The sequence below is a fragment of the Phreatobacter sp. AB_2022a genome (assembly GCF_026847585.1).
Taxonomy (GTDB): domain Bacteria; phylum Pseudomonadota; class Alphaproteobacteria; order Rhizobiales; family Phreatobacteraceae; genus Phreatobacter.
In genome coordinates this window covers 175,995-196,646 of the sequence record NZ_JAPSET010000006.1, presented here as the reverse complement: position 1 = coordinate 196,646, position 20,652 = coordinate 175,995, and the positions used below count along the sequence as shown (strand labels likewise).

General features: G+C 68.5%; 15 protein-coding genes. 5 read left to right on the top strand and 10 right to left on the bottom strand.

Annotated elements, in window-relative coordinates:
* Positions 1-2,347: Rne/Rng family ribonuclease (locus tag OZ671_RS06825; RefSeq protein ID WP_268860041.1), on the bottom strand; the 2,347-nt coding region annotated here is incomplete at its 3' end.
* Positions 2,348-2,830: 483 nt separating this feature from the next.
* Complete coding sequence (locus tag OZ671_RS06820) at positions 2,831-3,505, bottom strand: L,D-transpeptidase (RefSeq protein WP_268860040.1); 675 nt, start codon at positions 3,503-3,505, stop codon at positions 2,831-2,833.
* Positions 3,506-3,923: 418 nt separating this feature from the next.
* Here OZ671_RS06820 and OZ671_RS06815 point away from each other — a divergent pair, with 418 nt between their 5' ends.
* Both OZ671_RS06815 and OZ671_RS06810 read left to right on the top strand, forming a co-directional pair.
* Positions 3,924-5,324 (top strand): N-acetylmuramoyl-L-alanine amidase, encoded by a 1,401-nt coding sequence (locus OZ671_RS06815; protein ID WP_268860039.1) that lies wholly within the window; start codon positions 3,924-3,926, stop codon positions 5,322-5,324.
* A 321-nt stretch (positions 5,325-5,645) separates the two neighbouring features.
* On the top strand, positions 5,646-8,099 hold the full coding sequence (locus tag OZ671_RS06810; RefSeq protein WP_268860038.1) for a penicillin-binding protein 1A: 2,454 nt from the start codon (positions 5,646-5,648) through the stop codon (positions 8,097-8,099).
* 151 nt (positions 8,100-8,250) lie between these two features.
* Here the strand turns inward: OZ671_RS06810 and OZ671_RS06805 are convergent, their stop codons facing one another.
* On the bottom strand, positions 8,251-9,561 hold the full coding sequence (locus OZ671_RS06805) for a solute carrier family 23 protein (protein WP_268860037.1): 1,311 nt from the start codon (positions 9,559-9,561) through the stop codon (positions 8,251-8,253).
* A 291-nt stretch (positions 9,562-9,852) separates the two neighbouring features.
* On the opposite strand from OZ671_RS06805, the gene rocF reads away from it, so the two are divergent.
* Positions 9,853-10,794: an arginase gene (gene rocF / locus OZ671_RS06800; protein WP_268860036.1), complete on the top strand. Its 942-nt coding sequence runs from the start codon at positions 9,853-9,855 to the stop codon at positions 10,792-10,794.
* Between the two features lie 38 nt (positions 10,795-10,832).
* Here the strand turns inward: rocF and OZ671_RS06795 are convergent, their stop codons facing one another.
* Positions 10,833-11,303, bottom strand: coding sequence for a chromate resistance protein ChrB domain-containing protein (locus tag OZ671_RS06795; RefSeq protein WP_268860035.1), 471 nt, complete (start codon positions 11,301-11,303; stop codon positions 10,833-10,835).
* Positions 11,304-11,491: 188 nt separating this feature from the next.
* Between OZ671_RS06795 and OZ671_RS06790 the strand changes: the two genes are divergently transcribed.
* Positions 11,492-12,466 (top strand): chromate resistance protein ChrB domain-containing protein, encoded by a 975-nt coding sequence (locus tag OZ671_RS06790; protein ID WP_268860034.1) that lies wholly within the window; start codon positions 11,492-11,494, stop codon positions 12,464-12,466.
* Between the two features lie 17 nt (positions 12,467-12,483).
* Entirely contained in the window at positions 12,484-13,899 is a 1,416-nt protein-coding gene (gene chrA, locus OZ671_RS06785; RefSeq protein WP_442957058.1) for a chromate efflux transporter, read from the top strand.
* Positions 13,900-13,946: 47 nt separating this feature from the next.
* On the opposite strand, the gene OZ671_RS06780 is transcribed toward chrA, so the two are convergent.
* From OZ671_RS06780 to OZ671_RS06755, 6 genes are all read right to left on the bottom strand, one after another.
* Entirely contained in the window at positions 13,947-14,897 is a 951-nt protein-coding gene (locus tag OZ671_RS06780) for a PDR/VanB family oxidoreductase (RefSeq protein WP_268860032.1), read from the bottom strand.
* Between the two features lie 6 nt (positions 14,898-14,903).
* Positions 14,904-15,401, bottom strand: coding sequence for an MOSC domain-containing protein (locus OZ671_RS06775; RefSeq protein ID WP_268860031.1), 498 nt, complete (start codon positions 15,399-15,401; stop codon positions 14,904-14,906).
* Complete coding sequence (locus OZ671_RS06770) at positions 15,398-16,039, bottom strand: glutathione S-transferase family protein (protein ID WP_268860030.1); 642 nt, start codon at positions 16,037-16,039, stop codon at positions 15,398-15,400. The genes OZ671_RS06775 and OZ671_RS06770 overlap by 4 nt, the downstream gene beginning before the upstream one ends.
* Before the next feature lie 3 nt (positions 16,040-16,042).
* Positions 16,043-17,365, bottom strand: coding sequence for an MFS transporter (locus OZ671_RS06765; RefSeq protein ID WP_268860029.1), 1,323 nt, complete (start codon positions 17,363-17,365; stop codon positions 16,043-16,045).
* 520 nt (positions 17,366-17,885) lie between these two features.
* A complete protein-coding gene (locus OZ671_RS06760; RefSeq protein ID WP_268860028.1) occupies positions 17,886-20,183 on the bottom strand; it encodes a xanthine dehydrogenase family protein molybdopterin-binding subunit in 2,298 nt (765 codons plus the stop codon).
* A complete protein-coding gene (locus OZ671_RS06755) occupies positions 20,180-20,641 on the bottom strand; it encodes a (2Fe-2S)-binding protein (RefSeq protein ID WP_038314297.1) in 462 nt (153 codons plus the stop codon). The genes OZ671_RS06760 and OZ671_RS06755 overlap by 4 nt, the downstream gene beginning before the upstream one ends.
* Between the last annotated feature and the right edge of the window lie 11 nt (positions 20,642-20,652).

Here is a 20,652-nt window from a genome sequence, read left to right as displayed (position 1 = left end):
CGTCGCCGTCCTCCGCTTCGTCCTCGTCGTCGCCGTCATCCTCGCGCGCACCATGCCCCGGGTGACTGCCATCGTGATGCTCGCGCGAACCGTCCTCGCGGCCCTCGCCGTTCCGCCCGCGCCGGCGCCGGCGCCGGCGCTTGCGGCGGCGCTCGCCGTTCTCGGTCTCGTCGCGATCGCCGCGCGCCTCGCGCGCCGCGCCGCCGGACGTCGCCTCGGCGGCCTCCTCCTCGTCCTCCTCCGGCTCGTCCTCGATCAGGTCCTCCGGCTCGACGGGGGGAGGGGCGATGACGGGCGGACGGTAGGCGGTCTCGTGGGTATGCACCTGCGCGCCCTTCTCGATGGCGAACATGTGCTGGCCGGTAATGGTCTCGTCGGCGCTGATCTGAACGCTGACGCGGAAGCGCTCCTCGAGCTCGTGCAGATGGGCGCGCTTGTTGTTCAGTACATAGAGCGCGACCGCCGTGCGGGTGCGCACGATGACGTCGTACATGGCCGAGCGCAGCAGCTGCTCCTCGACCGAGCGCAGCAGATGCAGGGCGACCGACGACACCGAGCGGACATGGCCGAGCCCGCCGCAGGTCGGACAGACCTCCGTCGAGCTTTCCAGGACGCCGGTGCGGATGCGCTGGCGGCTCATCTCCAGAAGGCCGAAATGCGAGATCCGCCCCACCTGGATGCGCGCGCGATCGTTCTTCAGCGCATCCTTCATGCGCTTCTCGACCGCCCGGTTGTTGCGGTTCTCGTCCATGTCGATGAAGTCGACGACGATGAGGCCGGCAAGGTCGCGCAGGCGCAGCTGGCGCGCCACCTCGTCGGCGGCCTCCAGATTGGTGCGCAGCGCCGTGTCCTCGATATTGTGCTCGCGCGTCGAGCGGCCGGAGTTCACGTCGATGGCGACCAGCGCCTCGGTCGGGTTGATGACGATGTAGCCGCCCGACTTCAGCTGGACCGTGTTGGAGAACATGGCGTCGAGCTGCGCTTCGACACCCGAACGGGCGAACAGCGGCTGCGGCTCGCGATAGGGCTTCACGTTCTTCGCATGGCTCGGCATGAGCATGCGCATGAAGTCCTTGGCCTCCTTGTAGCCGTCGTCGCCGGCCACCATGACCTCGTCGATATCCTTGTTGTAGAGGTCGCGGATCGAGCGCTTGATCAGCGAGCCTTCCTCATAGACGAGGGTCGGCGCATTCGAGCGCAGGGTCAGTTCGCGCACCTGCTCCCACATGCGCAGGAGATATTCGAAGTCGCGCTTGACCTCGGTCTTGGTGCGGTTGGCGCCGGCCGTGCGCAGGATGACGCCCATGCCGTCCGGCACTTCCAGGTCCCCGGCGATCGATTTCAGGCGCTTGCGGTCGGCCGCATTGGTGATCTTGCGGGAAATCCCGCCGCCGCGCGCGGTGTTCGGCATCAGCACCGAATAGCGGCCGGCGAGCGAGAGATAGGTGGTCAGCGCCGCGCCCTTGTTGCCGCGCTCCTCCTTGACGACCTGCACCAGCATCACCTGCCGGCGCTTGATCACTTCCTGGATCTTGTACTGCTTGCGCGGACGGAAGGTCCGGTCGGGCATGTCCTCGTAGGCGTCGCCCGCGCCGACCGATTCGACCACGTCCTCCTCGGCCGGGGCATCCTCGATATGGCCGTTGCCAGCCTCGTCGCCCTCTTCGCCCTCGTCGGCGTCCTCATCCTCGGCGGTGGCCTCGTCGCGCGCTTCCGCCTCGCCGCCGACTTCGCCGGCGGTTTCGGAAGCCGCTTCGCTCGCGCCGGTTTCGGCTGGCGTCTCGGTGTCGGACGGCGCGGCGGCCGCCGTCGTCTCGGCTCCGGTTTCCGCGGTCGCCGCCAGCTCCGCGCCCGGCTCGGCGGCCGGTGCCTCGGCGCCGGCCTCGTCAGCGTCCAGAACGGCCTCGCCGGTCACGCTGTCGGACGTATGGGCCTCGGCGGCCTCGGTGCGCGGGCGCTGGTTGCCACGCCGCCGGCGGCGCCGGCCATCGCGGCCGCCATCCTTGCCGTTGCGCCCGCCGCGCTCGCCGCGGCCGTCCTCGTCCTCGTCATCGCGATGGGCACGCGCCTCTTCGGCCAGCAGCGCTTCGCGGTCGGCGACCGGGATCTGATAATAGTCGGGATGGATTTCGGAAAAGGCGAGGAAGCCGTGGCGGTTGCCGCCATATTCGATGAACGCCGCCTGGAGCGAGGGTTCGACCCGCGTCACCTTGGCGAGATAGATATTGCCGCGTAGCTGCTTGCGGGACTGGCTTTCGAAATCGAATTCTTCAACGCGGTTGCCACGGACCACCACGACCCGGGTTTCTTCCGGGTGGGCGGCGTCGATGAGCATCTTGTTGGCCATCGGATGAGCTCTTGAAGTTTAAGGCGGCCGCGAGCGCCGGCCCGATCGGGCCCCGCTCTGCAGGATGTGCCAGGGCGGCGCCGCCAGGGCGCCGGCGTACGGCCGTCATTGCGGTGGAAGGGCAGGGTACGGGCCATGTCGCAAAGCCGACGGCGGGGCTGGCGGAAGAGCAGGCGATCAGTCGATCACCCGTCCGCCTCAAGCCCGACAGTGCCGTCGATCCCGACATGGGCGAGACCCTTTCGAAGTGCGACGCGGCCCCGGAACGGGGCGCGGCTCAGGGCGACACGACAGCGGCTTGCCGAAAACGGCGCCACGCGCGGGGCTTGAGGAGGAGCGCTCGGATCGGGGCCACGGAATGAGACCTTCGGCTGCCTTCGATCGACACGCCGCTCCATACCCGCATCACCGTGTCGCACCCTATGTAGCGGCCGGAGTGCGAGCTTGGCAAGCGTAGCCGTCGCACAAAGCTGCCGGCGGTGCTCAGGTCAGCACGACCACCGGCGTTCCGACGCGGGCGCGTTCGTAAAGGTCGATAATGTCGTGGTTGAACAGGCGGATGCAGCCCGACGACACCGCGTGGCCGATCGACAGCGGCTCGTTCGTGCCGTGCAGCCTGTACATGGTGTCGCGATTGCCGCGGTAAAGGTAGAGCGCGCGGGCGCCGAGCGGATTGTTGATGCCGCCGGCCATCCCGCCGGCATAGCGGGCATTGCGCGGGTCGTGGGCGATCATGTTGGCGGTCGGCGTCCAGTTCGGCCAGGAGCCCTTGCGGCCGATCGCGGCACGCCCGTGCCAGAGCGCGCCCTGGCGGCCGACGCCGACGCCGTAGCGGATCGCGCGGCCGCCGCCGAGCACATAGTAGAGATAGCGCTGGCTCGGCTGCACCACGATGGTGCCGGGCCGCTCGCGGGTGGCGTAGGCGACCTCCTGGCGCAGGAAGCGGGGATCGATGCGGCCGGTATCCATGGCCGGCAGGGTGACGTGGCCGTCGCGCCGGGCGCCGTAGGAACTGCCGCCGCCGCCGCTGCTGACGCAGCCGGCCAGCACCGCCGGGGCCGCCAGCAGGAAGAAGCGCCGGCTGAGCTCCGAGGGCGCGGCGGCAATCCGGTCGGCGGGAGCGATCGTCTCAACGGCATTTTCGGCGTGATGGCTCATCGTGTGCGCGCTCGCTGCAAGGAGGGAGTGGACTCGTGGCGTTAACCGTGCCCAGCCGCGCGGCCTGCCGATGTTCACGAATTCGTGAGCTCGGCTTCGGCGGCAACCTTCGCGGCGGTTCTGTGGCCGATTTCACACAGTTCCGCCGTGAACATGTCCGGAGCCGCGCGCTGCCGGGCGGGGTCTTCAGCATTCCGTTACGGGGAAAGGGGCCTGGCGCCGGTCGATCCGCCCGGAGGCGAAGCGGAGCGGTGGCGCTCGCGTGGTAGCCCCGTCATGCCGGTGCAATGCTCGCGCGGTTCCTGTGGGAATCGGCGCGGCCGAGGCCGAATATGGGTAACGCCCGGTTAACCGCCTCGGGACTATCAGCTATCCGGGGATGGTGGTGTCGCTCGCCTTGTCGCGATTCCGGGGAGTCATGGCCAAATCTCGCCTCTTCGCCGCACTGGTCGCAGTCGCGCTCGCCGCGATGCCTGGCGCTCGGGCCGAGGAGCCCTCGTCCGGGACGGGGGCCGAGGTGACCGGCTCGGTTGCGCCGGCCCGTCCGGCCGGCCAGGACGGGGCCGGCGCCGAAACGGCCATTCGCAGCGCGCGCACTGCCCTGCCGGCGGTGGTCTCGGCGGCGCGGCTGTCCGGCGACGGCGCCCGCACCCGGCTGACCTTCGACGTGACGCGCCCGATCGAGATTCGCGCCTTCGCGCTCGCCGAGCCCTACCGCGTGATCATCGATCTCGACGAGGTCAATTTCCAGGTCGCGGCGCCCGCGGCGCGCGGCCATGGCCGGGCTGGAGGGCATGGCGCCCGCGAGGCCGGCCAGGCCGGGCGCGGGCTCATCCAGGCCTTTCGCTACGGCCTGTTCGCACCCGGCAAGTCGCGGGTGGTGGTCGATCTCGCCGGCCCGGCCCTGATCGAGCGGGCACAAATGATCGAGGGACGCGAAGGCGAGCCGCATCAGGTCGTGCTGGAGGTCGTCAGGACCGACGCCGACGGCTTCCGCCGGGTGCAGAACGAGCGCTCGACGTCCAATCTCGCCCGCCGGGGCGACAGGGAGAGCCTCGCGGCCCGGGCTTCCGCGCGGGCCGCGCCGCCCGAAGGCCCACCCGTGGTGGTCATCGATCCCGGCCATGGCGGCGTCGATCCCGGCGCGGTCGCCGGCACCGGCGAGGAAGAGAAGATGATCGTTCTCGAATTTGCCCGGGTGCTGCGCGACAAGCTCAACGCGACCGGGCGCTACCGGGTGGTCATGACGCGCGATCGCGACATCTTCATCCCGCTCGGCCAGCGCGTGCGCATCGCGCGCGAGCACAACGGCGCGCTGTTCGTCTCGATCCACGCCGATTCGATCCGGGGCGCGCGCGACAACGCCCGGGGCGTCACGGTCTACACGCTGTCCGACCGGGCGTCGGACGCCGATTCGGCCCGGCTTGCGGAACGCGAGAACAAGGCCGACGCCATTGCCGGCCTCGATCTGTCCGAGGAGCCGAGCGAGATCGCCGACATCCTGATCGACCTGACACGCCGCGAGACGCGCATGTTCTCGGCCAATTTCGCGCGGACCCTGGCCGGCGAAATGCGCCAGTCGACCCGCATGCACCGGCTGCCGCTGCGCTCGGCGGGCTTCCAGGTGCTGCGCGCGCACGACATTCCCTCGGTGCTGGTCGAGCTCGGCTTCGTTTCCAGCGCCAAGGACGTGGAAATGCTGACCTCGGCGATCTGGCGCAACCGGACCGCCGAGTCCGTGACCAAGGCGATCGACCAGTTCTTCGCGAGCCGGACCGCCATCCGGCCGGCCGCGCAGCGCTCGAACGCCGCCAATTGAGTCGAACGCCGCCAATTGACCTGGCGCGTCAGTGTTGCGCGGGCGCCCCAGGGGGCCTGCCAGTGTCGTTCGCGACGCACAATCGTGCTTGGTGTCACGGCCTTGCAGGGGTAAAGAACCCGGTCACGTCCGGGTCACATCCGCGCCACAGTCGCGGGGCATCGCTCGACCGGAAGTCCAGCCGCGGCATTCGCGCCTGCGGGGGGCGTGTCGACGTGGTATGATTTGACACATTCGAAACGGGGCGCCCCCGGCCCGGTTTCCATGAGCGGCGGTACCACGGGGACGAGAGGCGCTGCCCGGCGGGCACGACAAAACCGGATGAAACTCATTCTCCGCTTCTTCGGCTGGGCTTTCGGCCTCGGCACCGTGGCGTTCCTGCTCGGTGCAGCCGGCGTTGCCATCTACATCGTGACCGTTACCAAGGAATTGCCGGACTACAACACGCTGCGCAATTACGAGCCGCCGGTCATGAGCCGCGTCCATGCCGCGGACGGGCAGCTGATGGCCGAATATGCCCGCGAACGTCGCCTCTATCTGCCGATCCAGGCGGTGCCGAAACTGGTGGTTCAGGCCTTTCTCGCCGCGGAAGACAAGAACTTCTATTCCCATAACGGCATCGACGTGATGGGCATCGCGCGCGCCGCGCTGACCAATTTCAACAACCGCGGCTCGGGCCGCCGGCCGCAGGGCGCCTCGACCATCACCCAGCAGGTCGCGAAGAACTTCCTCCTTTCCGGCGAACAGACGATCGACCGCAAGATCCGCGAAGCGCTGATCGCCATGCGCATGGAATCGGCCTTCACCAAGGACCAGATCCTCGAGCTCTATCTCAACGAGATCTATCTCGGCTTCGTCCTGCCCGGCTACGGCGCCTATGGCGTCGCCGCCGCTGCGCTCGTCTATTTCGACAAGTCGGTGCACGAGCTGACCCTGCCGGAGGCGGCCTATCTCGCGGCGCTGCCGAAGAGCCCGACCCAGCTTCACCCGTTCCGCAACCGCGACCGCGCCATCGAGCGCCGCAACTACGTCATCAACCGCATGGTCGAGGACGGCATCGTCAGCGCGGAGGAGGGCGAGCGCGCCAAGCGCACGCCGCTCAACATCAACCCGCGCTCGCCGCGCCAGCAGACCTTCGCCGCCGACTATTTCGCCGAGGAAGTGCGGCGTGAGATGGCCGATCGCTTCGGCGAGAAGAAGCTGCTCGAAGGCGGCCTCTCGATCCGCACCACGCTCGATCCGAAGCTGCAGGTGGCGGCCCGCCACGTGCTCGCCAACGGTCTCATCCGCTACGACGAGGCGCGCGGCTTCCGCGGCCCTGTGACCCGGATCGAGGACGTGCGCGGCGACTGGGGCGCGCGCCTCGCCGAAATCCGCGCGATCAGCGATGTCGGCTGGAAGCTTGCCGTGGTGCTCGACGCCCAGGCCGATACCGCCCGCATCGGGCTGCAGCCAGGCCGCGACGCGGCCGGGGCCGTCGTCAGCGGCCGCCAGATCGGCCTGATCACGGCCGACGGGGTGCGCTGGACGCGCAAGGCGGTCAACCGCGCGCTCAACCCTGGCGACGTCGTCTATGTCGAGCCGATCCCCGGGCGCGAGGGCCAGTTCCGACTGCGCCAGGTGCCGGAAGTCTCCGGCGGCCTCGTCGCCATGGATCCCTATACGGGCCGCGTGCTCGCCATGGTCGGCGGCTTCTCCTTCGACCAGAGCCAGTTCAACCGGGCGACCCAGGCCCGCCGCCAGCCGGGCTCCTCGTTCAAGCCCTTCGTCTATGCCGCCGCGCTCGACAACGGTTATACGCCGTCGACCGTGGTGCTCGACGCCCCCTTCGAGCTCGCCCAGGCCGACGGCTCGATGTGGCGGCCGGAAAACTATTCGGGCCGCTTCTACGGCCCGCAGACCCTGCGTTTCGGCATCGAGCAGTCGCGCAACGTCATGACCGTCCGGCTCGCCAATGATGTCGGCATGCCCCTGATCGCCGAATATGCCAAGCGTTTCGGCATCTATGACGACATGCAGCCGGTTCTATCCATGGCGCTCGGCGCCGGCGAGACCACGCTGATGCGCATGGTGGCGGGCTATTCGATGTTCGCCAATGGCGGCCGCCGCATCCGCCCGACGCTCATCGACCGCATCCAGGACCGCACCGGCCATACCATCTTCCGGCACGACGACCGCCAGTGCCAGGGCTGTACGGCCGAACGCTGGAACCGGCAGGACGAGCCGATCCTGATCGACCGGCGCGAGCAGGTGCTCGACCCGATGACGGCCTACCAGATCACCTCGATGATGGAAGGCGTCGTGCAGCGCGGCACCGGCACCGTCGTGCGTGAGCTCGGCAAGCCGATCGCCGGCAAGACCGGCACCACCAACGAGGAGAAGGACGCCTGGTTCGTCGGCTTCTCGCCGGATCTCGCGGTCGGCGTCTATATCGGCTACGACACGCCCCGGCCGATGGGCCGCGGCGCCACCGGCGGCGTCATGTCGGCGCCGATCTTCCGCGACTTCATGCGTGTCGCGCTCGCCGACCGGCCGGCCGTGCCGTTCCGCGTGCCGACCGGCATCAAGCTCATCCGCATCGATCCCCGCTCGGGTCTGCGCGCCGGTTCGGGCGCGACCAACGCGATCCTCGAAGCCTTCAAGCCGGGCACCGCGCCGCCGGATTCGCTGCAGCTCATCAATCCCGGCGACCAGGCTTCGAATGGCGGCGGACGCGGCGGCCCGTCCTCGGAGTCGAACCGTGCGATCTCGACCGGCACGGGTGGGCTCTACTGAGCCTGCCGCCGTTCGCGCGCCGCGCGAGCGTCCGCGGCCAGCGCCCTCATATGATTCATGAAAAAGGCGACCCTCGCGGGTCGCCTTTCTTGGCGTTCATGCGGCTTGCCGCTGCGGCCGCGGCTTCCGAAGCCGCCTTGGCCGGGTGCGATCACTCGGCCGAGGGCTCGCGCAGCATGTGGTAGAGCAGGATGCAGCCGAAGGTCGCCGTGCCGATGCCGTCGAGCGTGAAGCCGGCAATGGTCAGCTTGAAATTGCCCGCGCCGAGAACCAGCGCCACCGCCACCGTGATCAGGTTGCGCGGATTGGAGAAATCGACCTTGTTCTCCACCCAGATCCGCCCGGCGGTCGCCGCGATCAGGCCGAACACGACGATCGAGAGGCCGCCGAGCACCGGACCCGGAATGGTCAGGATCAGCGCGCCGAATTTCGGCGAGAAGCCGAGCAGGATGGCGATGAAGGCGGCGGCGACGAACATCAGGGTCGAGAAGATGCGGGTCACCGCCATCACGCCCATATTCTCCGCATAGGTGGTGACGCCCGTGCCGCCGGCTGATCCCGACAGCATGGTGGCGATGCCGTCGCCGAGGAAGGCGCGGCCGATCAGCGGGTCGAGATTGCGTCCGGTCATCGCGGCGATGCCTTTGATATGACCGAGATTTTCGGCGACGAGGATGACCGCGACGGGGGCGATCAGCACCATGGCGCGGGCATCGAAGACCGGCGAGGCGAGATTGGGCAGGCCGATCCAGGCGGCCTTGCCGACGCCGGAGAAGTCGATCGGCGCGCCCATGCCGAGGCCGTTGGCGAGGACGAGATAGAGGAGATAGCCGGCGATGGCGCCGAGCAGGATCGGCAGCCGCCGCCACATGCCGGGTGCATGCACCGCCAGGAGGCCGACCGCCGCCACCGTCGCGAGCGCGATGAACCGGGCAAAGCCGGAGCCGTCGGCATTGCCGGGACCGGTTCCCGAGGCGCTGGCAATGGCGATCGGCGCCAGGACCAGACCGATCGCGGCGACGATGGCGCCGGTGACGACCGGCGGCATGACCTTTTCGATCCACGCATGGCCGGCCCCCATCACGATCAGGCCGATGGCCGTATAGACCGCGCCGGCCGCGATGATGCCGCCCAGCGCCACGCCGATATTGGGATTGGGGCCGCCGGCGACCGTGGCTCCCGTCGCGACCAGGACCGGCCCGATGAAGGCGAAGGACGAGCCGAGATAGCTCGGCACGCGCCCGCCGGTGACGAGGAAGAAGAGCAGGGTTGCGACGCCCGAGAACAGGATGGCGAGATTAGGGTCGAAGCCCATCAGGATCGGCGCCAGCACGGTCGAGCCGAACATGGCGACCACGTGCTGCAGGCCGACCACGATGGTCTGGCCCGTCGGCAGTCTCTCGTCGGGCATGATCGTGCCCGCGCTCTTTTCGGTCCATCGCGGAAAATAGCCCTCGGCCATGACTGGCTCCCCCTCGCGTTATCCGGATCCGTTGCCGGGCGCCTCACCGCGCGATGCTAAGCCGGGCAAGCCCCGCAACGACAGGGCGGCGCGATGCAATCCACTGGAAATGCCGGGGAAAACGCGAACTGAAGCGGGCTGGTCGCGTTTTTCGACATGCGTCCGTCACGGCCGGCGGCAAGGCTCGGGCGCGGCGGGCCGTCCGACTCTGCTATTCCTGGCTTGGGCAGCGGGTCTCGAGGCAATCTGCCGGGATGTCCGGCCGCCGGGCCGTTCGAGGAGTTCGACGCCATGACATCGTTTCAGCAGCCGCGCCGCCTGAGTCTGGTCGGCGCCCCGGTCGAGGACGGGGCAGGGGTGCTCGGCGCGGCCATGGGGCCGGCCGCGCTGCGCACGGCGGGGCTTGCCGGCGTGCTGGCCGAACTCGGCCATGAGGTCGAGGATCGCGGTGACCTGCGGCTCGGGACGGATCTGCCGGTGCTGGCGCCGGTTGCCGGAAGTGCCAGGAATGTCGCGCGGATCGCCGGCTGGTCGCGGCTGATCGCGCGGGAGACCGAGGCGGTGCTCGCCGCCGGCCGGCTGCCGGTCGTGCTGGGCGGCGACCACGCCCTCGCCATGGGGTCGGTCACCGGCGTCGCTCGCCATTGCGCGCGGACCGGGCAGCCGCTCTTCGTGCTCTGGCTCGACGCCCATGCCGATTTCAACACGCCGGAAACCTCGCCCTCGGGCAATATGCACGGCATGCCCGCCGCCTTCCTGTGCGGCGAGCCCGGCCTCGACGACCTCTTCGGCGGCGATGCGCGGGTCCTGATCGACCCGAAGAACCTGCATCTCTTCGGCATCCGTTCGGTCGACCGAGCCGAGCGCGAACTGCTGCGGACGCGCGGCATCGACGTCGTCGACATGCGCCTGCTCGATGAGTTCGGCGCTTCCGTGCTGATCCGCCGGATCATCGACCGGGTGCGCGCGGCCGGCGGCGTCCTGCATGTCAGCCTCGACGTCGATTTCCTCGATCCGACGCTCGCGCCGGGCGTCGGCACGACGGTGCCGGGCGGCGCGACCTATCGCGAGGCCCATCTCGTCATGGAGCTCCTGTCCGAGTCCGGTCTCGTCGGCTCGCTCGACGTGGTCGAGCTGAACCCCTTCCTCGACGAGCGCAGCAGGAGCGCGCTGCTGCTCGTCGACCTCGTGGCGAGCCTGTTCGGACGCCATGTGATTGACCGGCGAGCCTAGCGCGGGCGCGCCCGTCGCTCGCCACGAAACATGCCGCGTCAGGCCGGGCTGCGGCCCATCGCGGGCGGCCACCTGTGCGTCTCGTTCGTTCTGGCGCGGGCCCAGGCATAAAGCGCGTCGTAGATGACGAAGCCGTGCTTCAGCACCTCGTGATCGTCGGGGGAGAGATCTCGCAGGCCCATCGAAATCGCCAGGAGGCCGGCCGATTGCGGGGTCAGGTCGGGCCGGTCGGTGTCGGCACCGCGGACGATCGATGCGATCGTCGCAATGGCGGCGTCGCCGCCGAGGTCATGCATGGCGACGAACGTGTCGAAGCTGCAGCCGTCATCGACATGCGTGTATTCGACGCCCGGCACGTCATAGGGAATGGCCCCCGTCTCGGCGGCGACCTTCATCACCTCGTCGGGTGGAGCGAAGAGAAACTCCGGCGCCCGGTCGATGAAGCGAGTGATCAGCCACGGACAGGCGATGCGGTCGATGACCGGGCGTTCGCGCGTAACCCATTTCATGGATGGTCCTCCTCGAAAACGGGGGCAATGGGGCGTCGCGCCACCGAGGGCATGCCGGCCGCGATGCCGCCGGCCAAGGCTCGGGCGTCGCTGAAACCCGCCGCACAGGCCGGCCGGACGGCAGGTTATCCCTTTTTTCCTTTTGATACAATTGTTGCAAATAATCTCTTCGATGATACAGTTTGGATATGAATGACCTTGAGCCTGTGGCGGCGCATTGGCTGCTGCTGATCCATCAATTGCCGCCGAAGCCGGCCTACTTCCGGGTCAAGATCTGGCGGCGGCTGCAGGGGCTCGGTGCGGTCGCCGTGAAAAGCACGGTCTACGCCTTGCCAGCGAACTCCGACGCTCAGGAGGATTTCGAATGGCTGCTGCGCGAGATCGTCGAAGGGGGCGGAGAGGCCATGCTGTGCGAGGCCCGCTTGATCGACGGCCTTTCCGACGCGCAGGTGCGCGGCCTGTTCGACGCGGCGCGCGATGCCGACTACGCCGAGATCGCCGAACAGGCGCGCGGGATCGGCCTGACGGCGGCCGGCGCATCGGCCCCCGACGGGGGGGTGGCGGCCCGCGGACAGGTTGGCCGGCTGCGCCGGCGGATCGCGGACGTCGCAAGGATCGACTTTTTCGGTGCGCCGGGGCGCGTCGCGGTCGAGGCCTTGCTGGCCGATCTGGAGGTCCGGCTTGCCGAGGAGCGGACCACGGCTGCCGAGCCGGGCGACCGGACGAACCTCGAACTGCTGAAAGGTCGCATTTGGGTGACGCGGCGGGACGTTCATGTCGACCGCATCGCCTGCAGCTGGCTGATCCGGCGCTTCATCGACCCCCAGGCTGTCATACGGTTCGTGTCCGGAAAGGGTTATGTGCCCAATCCTGGTGAATTGCGTTTCGACATGTTCGAGGGCGAGATCACGCATGAAGGGGACCGCTGCAGTTTCGAGGTGCTGCTCGACCGTGCCGGCCTGGCCGATCCCGCTCTCGCCGCGATCGGCGAGATCGTCCATGACATCGACCTCAAGGACGGCAAGTTCGGGCGCGAAGAGACGAGCGGCATAGCAGGACTGGTTTCGGCCATCGCGGCGGCGAACGCGGACGACGACCGGCGGATCGCCGAGGGGACCCCGGTCTTCGACAACCTCTATCGATATTTTCGCAGCAGGCGCTGATTGCCGACGGGACATGAATGATGACCGATGCTGAAGCCGCCGTTTCCGGTTCGACCCGGCAACCTGACCTGCCGGCACATGGCATTCCGTTCGGCGAGGCGGTCCGGGTCTGGGCGCGGGTCGCCGCCCTCAGTTTCGGCGGTCCGGCGGGCCAGATCGCCGTCATGCACCGCATCATCGTCGAGGAAAAGCGCTGGATCGGCGAGACCCGGTTCCTGCATGCGCTCAACTATTGCACCCTCTTGCCAGGACCGGAGGCGCAGCAGCTCGCCATCTATATCGGCTGGCTGCTGCACCGGACCAAGGGTGGCCTCGTCGCCGGCACGCTGTTCGTGCTGCCGGGGCTCGTCGCCATCATGGCGCTCAGCTGGATCTATGCGCTGTTCGGCAATGTCAGCCTGGTCCAGGCCCTGTTCTTCGGGCTGAAGGCGGCAGTTCTCGCCATCGTGCTCGAAGCGGTCATGCGCATCGGCCGGCGGGCGCTGCGCAACCGCGTGATGCTGGCCTTGGCGGCGGCCGCCTTCGTGGCGCTCGCCCTGTTCCACCTGCCGTTCCCTTTCGTCGTGCTCGGCGCCGGCCTCTTCGGCTATGCCGGTGGCCGGCTGGGGCTTCAGGCCTTCCTGGCCGGCGGCGGCCATGGCGGGCCGGCCAGCGGCCTCGCCGACGCCGACAGCGCCCTCGGCGAAGCCATTCCGGCCCATGCCCGGCCACCGGTCGGCTGGTCGCTGAAGATCGCTGCCTCCTTCCTCGCACTGTGGCTTCTGCCGATCGCCGGCCTTTGGCTGGCCCTCGGGCCGACCCATGTCTTCACCGAGATCGCCGTCTTCTTTTCCAAGATGGCGGTCGTCACCTTCGGCGGCGCCTATGCCGTGCTCGCCTATGTCGCGCAGCAGGCGGTCGATCACTATGGCTGGCTGAAGCCGGGCGAAATGCTCGACGGGCTCGGCATGGCCGAGACGACCCCGGGACCGTTGATTATGGTCACCCAGTTCGTCGGCTTCATGGGCGCCTACCGGGCACCGGGCACGCTCCATCCGCTGCTTGCCGCCACGCTCGGCGGCCTCATCACCACCTGGGTGACCTTCGTGCCGTGTTTCCTCTGGATCTTTCTGGGCGCGCCTTTCGTCGAGACGATGCGGACCAACCGGGCTCTGTCGGCGGCGCTCGCGGCCATCACGGCGGCGATCGTCGGTGTCATCCTGAACCTTGCCGTCTGGTTCGCGCTGCACGTGCTGTTCGCCGAGGTCGCCGAGATCCGTTTCGCCGGCATGATGCTGGAGCTACCGGTGCTGCGCTCGATCAATGTCGCCGCGCTCGCATTGACCGCCGTGGCGCTGGTCGCCGTGTTCCGCTTCAAGCTCGGCATGGCGTCGGTGCTCGGCGGTTGCGCGCTGCTGGGCCTTGCCCATGGCGCGGCCACGGGCGGGCTGTGAAAACCGTCGAGGCCCTGGCGATTGCGAGCGCCATTGCGTCAGCCGTGTCAGAGATCGAGCACGATCCGCTCGCCCGCGCAGCCGGATACGCAAGGGGTCAGGTGGCTGGCGCGATCGGCAGGCTTCATCGTCAGGTCGCGATGAACGGGATTGCCTTCGAGAAAACGCACCTTGCACTCGAGGCAGACGCCGCCCTCGCATGAGGAAGGCAGCTCGACATCGGCCAGGCGCAAGGCCTGGAGCAGGGTCTGGTCGCTGCCGACCGAAACCACCTTGCCGGATCTCGCCAGCACGGCCACATAGGCGGTCCCGGCGGTCGTGTCCGGCAGGCCGAAGAATTCGTCATGCAGGCGCTCGGCGGCACCGTGCTCCCTGGCCGCCTTGCGCGCAGCGTGGATGAGCCGGGCCGGACCGCAACAATAGGCTGCGGCGCCCTCCGGCAGGCGACGAAACAGGTCGTCTACATTCAGTCGGGCGGACGGATGACCCTGGCTGAAATAGGAGTGGACGCGTCCGGACGCGGCGCGGGATGCCAGTCGCTCACGGAAGGCCTGCGCCTGGGGCGACCGGCAGGCATAGTGCAGTTCCCAGCTGCGGCCTGAAGCCTCAAGCTCGGCGATCATCGACAGGAAGGGCGTGATACCGATGCCCCCGGCGATCAGCACATGGTGCTCGGCATTGACGATCGGGAAATGGTTGCGCGGCAGGGACGCGCCGAACAGGTCTCCGGTGCGCGCTTCCCGATGCAGGTGAAGCGAACCGCCGCGCCCCTGATCCTCGCGCCGCACGGCGATCTCGTAGACATGTCGATCGGCCGGATCGCCGCAGAGCGAATATTGTCGCACACGTCCGCCTGGAAGGTGCAGGTCGACATGGGCACCGGCCGTAAAGGGCGGCAGTTCCCACCCGTCCGGATCCGCCAGGCTGTAGCTGCAGATATCGCGGGTTTGCCTGACGACGGCGGTCAGTCGCAGCGTGAGGCGGTGGATCAGTTTCATCGCGCGTCACGCCTCAGGCCGCAGCGTGTCGCCGACGCGGATCGTGCCGCCGGAGACAATCCGGGCGTGCAGCCCGGACCGATTGAGCAGGAGGTTGAAGATCTCCAGCCCCGTGATCTGCTCGATATGGCGGCAGGGCGTGCTGAGGCGCGTGCCCTCCAGCACCACGTCGCCGACGCGGAAGCGCGCTCCGACCAGGTGGTTCAAGGGCACCCCGCGGGTCGTCACGTTCCGCCGATGATCGTCGGCGGAGAGCAAAACCTTGTGGTCGCGCTGGAGCGCCTCGAGCGTTTCGGCCTCGAACAGGGTGACCTGCCGGCCTGCTTCCGGCCGGTCCGAATAGAAGCCCTCCTGATTGGCGTATCTGTCGCCTTTGACGCCGAGGCCCTCGATGAGATCGAGCTGCTGCATGCTGCGCATCGGCAGGAACGAGCGCGGTGCGGTATGCAGGGCCGCGACGACGCCCCGCCAGGCCGGGGCGCCTTGATCGTGCCGTCCGGTCATTGCGACATCTCCCTGGTGGTTCCGTCATCTGTCTGCCGGCGTGCCGGCGGCAATCCTTCCATCGCCACATAGCCGTCCATGTCGACGATGCGCTGCACCCATGCTGCGACGGCCGGATAGTCGCCATGATCGATCCGGGCCTCGTGCGAGAGCGCGACATAAGGAAAACAGGCGAGATCGGCGATCGAGGCGCGATCACCGGCCAGAAAGGCGCGCGTCGCCAGATGCGCGTTCATCAGCCGCAGCACACGGTGCGAGGCGGCGGTTGCCGCGACGATGTCGGTCTCCTCATCCAGGATGTGGTGGAGGCGTGCCACCTGCAGGCTGAGCGCGATTTCCTTGGCGGCGAACGACAGCCATTCCATGACCCGGGCCGCCGCCACCGGCTCGCCCGGAAGCCAGCACGGCCCGTAGCGCTTTGCGAGATAGACCAGGATGGCCTGGCTGTCCTGGACGCGGACATCGCCGTCCTCGAGGACCGGGATCTGTTCGAGCGGGTTGATCGCGCCGAACCAGGCCTGCCGATGGCCGCCGTTCGGCACATCGACGAAACGTGCTTCGTAAGGCAGTCCGAGCATGGACAGGAGCAGGCGCACCTTGTGGCAATTGCCCGATCGCGGGTGATCGTAGAGCAGCATGGGTCATGGCCTCGCCTGGGTGCCCGGCGCCTTCAGGCTCAGGGCGCAAAGTCCGGAGATCAGCGCGAGCAGGGCGATATAGCCGCCGACGGCGGTCATGCTGCCGAACCGCCCGACCAGCAGGGTCGCCACGATCGGCGCAAGGCCGCCGCCGAGCGCTGCGGCGATCTGGATGCCGATGGACATGCCGGTGTAGCGCAGTTCAGCCGGAAACTGGACGCTGTAAAACTCCGATTGCGGGCCGAATATGCTGGCATAGCTGAAGGCAAGGCCGATCACGACGGCGACGGTGAAGGCGGCGAGGGAGCCGCTGCCGACCGCCATGAACAGGGGAATGGCGGTCAGTACGAGAATGAAGCAGCCGCCGGCATAGACGCTCTTCGAGCCGATGCGGTCGCCGAGCCAGCCGAAGATCGGAATGGTGACAGCCTGGATCGCAGCGCCCAGCATCACCGCGTTGAGGACGTCGGTACGGTCGAAGTGCTGTGTCGTGACGGCATAGGACACGCCGAAGACGACGATCGTGAAATAGAGCGTTACTTCGGCGAGCTTGGCGCCGATGGTCAGCAGGATCGATCGCTTGTGCTTCACGATGACGTCGAAGGCCGGGAAGGCGGCGGTCTTGTCCTGTGCCTTGATCTTTACGAAATCGGGTGATTCCTCGACCTTCAGGCGGATGAACAGGCCGATGCCGACGAGAATGACACTGGCGACGAAGGGCATGCGCCAGCCCCAGGAGAGGAAGTCGTCCTCGGGCAGCCTGGTCGCGAGCGCGAAGGCGCCGGTCGAGAGCAGCAGGCCGATGGAAGGGCCCATTTGCGGCAGGCTGCCGAAAAAGGCCTTGCGTTGGGGCGGGGCATGCTCGACCGCCATCAGCATCGCGCCGGCGAGCTCGCCGCCGAAGGAGACGCCCTGCAGGATGCGCAGGAGGATCAGGAGCACGGCGGCCCAGATCCCGATCGACTGATAGGTGGGCAGAAGCCCGATTGCCACGGTGGCGGCCCCCATCAGCACGAGGCTCGTCGTCAGCATCGCCTTGCGGCCCATCCTGTCGCCAAAATGGCCGAACAGCAGGCCGCCGAAGGGGCGTGCGAAAAAGCCGGCGGCGAAGGCGCCGAAAGCTGCGAGCGTGGCAACGGCGGGGTCGCTCGCCGGGAAGAACAGCCGGTTGAAGACGAGGGCAGCGGCGGTCCCATAGGCCAGGAAGTCGAAGGCTTCGATCGCCGAGCCCGCCATGGTGGCCGCGCCGATCTTGAACAGGCGAAAACGGTCCGGTGATCGGGCCGGCACGGCGGCTGCTTCGGCCGTCCGGGCAATATCGGTCATGGTGCGTTCCCTCTCAGATATTTTTGGACAACACAGTTGTCTAAAGGGAAATATCTAGAAGGAGAAATCGTTCGGCGCAAGCCCTCAAAAAGGCGGCGCGCCGAAAGCCGCGGCTGACCGGCCACTGCCGCGTGCGGGGCGCTGCGGCGTCCGATCCCCATGATGTCCGGTCTTTGGCGATGGAAGGATTGAAGGCGTGCCCGCGATGCGGACGCGCACGGGCGCGGACGGGCACGGTCATGGTCGCCGTGCGCCGCAAGGGGGCGTGCAGCGAACGAGGCGGCGTTTTCCCGGGGACAACTTTCGCGTAGAGGGACGGGGTCGACTGGTGGCCCCGACGGAGAGACCCGCGGCGATCGGGACAAGGCAACCGCACAAGCGGCACCGCCCGGCCCGCTTCGGCAGCGCGATCCGGCCGGCGTGCCGGGACGGCTCGCCGCTGCGGCCACCCCGCCCTTGCTGATTTGTCGCGTCGACGAGGGGCGGACGGCCGGCGGCAGCGCGCCGCCGGCCGGTCTCGTCAGGCCCTGGTCAATTGGTCGCGCACCGGCAGGCGGCGGATGCGCCGGCCGGTCGCGGCGAAGATCGCATTGGTGACGGCGGGCGCGACGGGCGGCACGCCCGGCTCGCCGACGCCGCCGAGCGGCAGGTCATAACTTGCCGACGGCACGAGGTGGACATGGATCTCCTTCGGCGCCGCATCGATCCTGAGCACTTCGTAGCGATCGAAATTGCCCTCTTCGACCCGTCCGTTGGCGAAGGTGATCTCGCCGTAGAGGGTATTGCTGAGGCCCATGATGACCGCCCCCTCGAGCTGGGAACGGATGCGTTCCGGATTGACCTGCGGGCCGCAATCGGCGGCGATGTCCACCCGCGGCACCGTCAGCATGCCCTTGTCGTCGATCAGCACCTCGGCGGCGACCGCGACATAGGTCACGAAGCTGTAGTGGCCGGCAAGGCCGACACCGCGTCCGCGCGGCCGGCTGTTGCTCCAGCCGATCGCATCCGCCGCCATGGCGATCACCCGCTTCAGGCGGCCGGTATCGATCGGATAGAGCTTCGGGTCCTCGCCGTGGTTCCAGGCATCCGAGATCGCGCCCGGGTCGATCTTGCGGTCCGGTCCGATCAGCTCGAGCAGATAGTCCTTCGGGTCGCGTCCGGCGGCGTGCGCCAGCTCGGCCACGAAGGACTGGATGGCGAAGGCATGGGGAATGTTCGACACGGAGCGGTACCAGCCGACCCGCGTCATGGCCGCGGCCTCCGGATTCTCCATCCTGACATTGGGGATCGAGAACGGCAGGTTGACGAAGCCCATGCCGAGCTCGACCGGGATCTCATGCTTCGGGTCCGGTCCGAACAGCGCGCCGAGGGTCGGCGCGACGCTCCGGTGCAGCCAGGCGACCGGCTTGCCGGACTGGTCGATGCCGGCCTCGATCCGCTCGACCGAGACCGTGTGATAATAGGAGTGGCGGATGTCGTCTTCGCGGGTCCAGGTCACCTTCACCGGCGCGCCGTCCATGGCTTTCGACAGGAGGCCGGCCTCGACGACGAAATCGGGCTTGGACTTCCGCCCGAAGCCGCCGCCGAGCAGGGTGACGTTGACGGTCACGTTCTCGACGCCGATGCCGAGCCGCTTGGCCAGGCGCTCGCGCGCCGCCTGCGGGGACTGGACGCAGGCCCAGGCCTCGCAGCGCCCGTCGACGATGCGCACGGTCGCGGCCGGCGGCTCCATCGGGGCCTGGGTGAGGTGGGGGATATAATAGTCCGCCTCGAGCCGCCGCTGAGCCTTGGCCATGGCGGCATCGACGTCGCCGGCATTGCGCACGACCTTGCCCGGTTTGGCCGCGGCGGCGGTGAGGGTCTGGCGATAATTGTCCGAGGAATAGGCGGCGTTCGGGCCGTCGTCCCAGGTGATCTTCAGCTTGTCGCGCCCCTGGATCGCGGCCCAGGTGTTGCGGGCGATCACGGCGACCCCGCCCAGCGGCTGGAACTCGGACGGGATCGGCGTCGGATCGATCGTCACCACCTTGACGACACCGGGCACCGCCAGGGCTTCCGTGGCGTCGAAGGTCGCGACCTTGCCGCCATAGACGGGCGGCCGGGCGACGACGGCATAGAGCATGCCCGGCAGGCGCGTGTCGATGCCATAGCGCCCCTTGCCGGTGGTCAGGTCGAGATTGTCGATGAGGCCGATCTCGCCCTTGCCGATATAGCGGAAGCGCGCGGCGTCCTTGAGCTTGATCGCGCCGCGGGCAGGGGTCGGCAAGGCGGCCGCCGCCTTCGCCAGCGCGCCATAGCCGAGGCGTCGGCCCGACGCCTTGTGGACGACCTCGTGGTTCTCGGCGGCGACCTCGCCGGCCGGCACGCCCCACTGGGCGGCAGCGGCCTGTTCGAGCATCGTGCGCGCCGCCGCGCCGCACAGCCGCATCGGCATGAAGAAGTGGCGCAGCGAGCGCGAGCCGTCGGTGTCCTGGTTGCCGTAGCGAGGTTCGTCGCCGACGGCCTGGACCACCTTCACCTTGGCCCAGTCGGCCTCCAGTTCGTCGGCGATCACCATGGGGATCGAGGTGCGCACGCCCTGACCCATTTCCTGGCGGCTGCAGGTAACGGTGACCGTGCCGTCCTCGGCGATGGCGAGGAAGATCTTGGGATCGTCGCGCAGGCCGTTCGGCATGCCCTCGCCACCGAATTTCGGCTGGGCCTGGGCGCCTGCCGGGCGTCCGAGAGCCAGCACGAAGGCGCCGGCGCCAAGGCCGGCCAGGGCGCTGCGGCGGCTGATATTGACGATGCCGGTTGAAAAGGCGGGATCGTGGATCATGGCTTGGCCCCCGTCGTCGCGGCCTGCTTGATGGCGGCGCGGATGCGGGGATAGGTGCCGCATCGACAGATATTGCCGCTCATGGCGGAATCGATGTCCTGGTCCGTCGGACGCGGCGTCTCCTTCAGCAGCGAGGCCGCCTGCATGATCTGGCCGCTCTGGCAGTAGCCGCACTGCGCGACGTTCAGCGCGCGCCAGGCGAGCTGCACCGGATGGTTGCCGTCGGGCGACAGGCCCTCGATGGTCGTGACCGTCCGCCCGTCGGCATCGCCCAGCGTCGTCTGGCAGCTGCGGACCGCCGTGCCGTCGAGATGCACGGTGCAGGCGCCGCAGAGCGCCTGGCCGCAACCGAACTTGGTGCCGGTCAGGCCTAGTTCGTCGCGCAGATACCAGAGCAGGGGCATGGCCGGGTCGCCGTCGTAGCGGCGCTCCTCGGCATTGACACGCAGCGTCACCATAGCGGGGATCC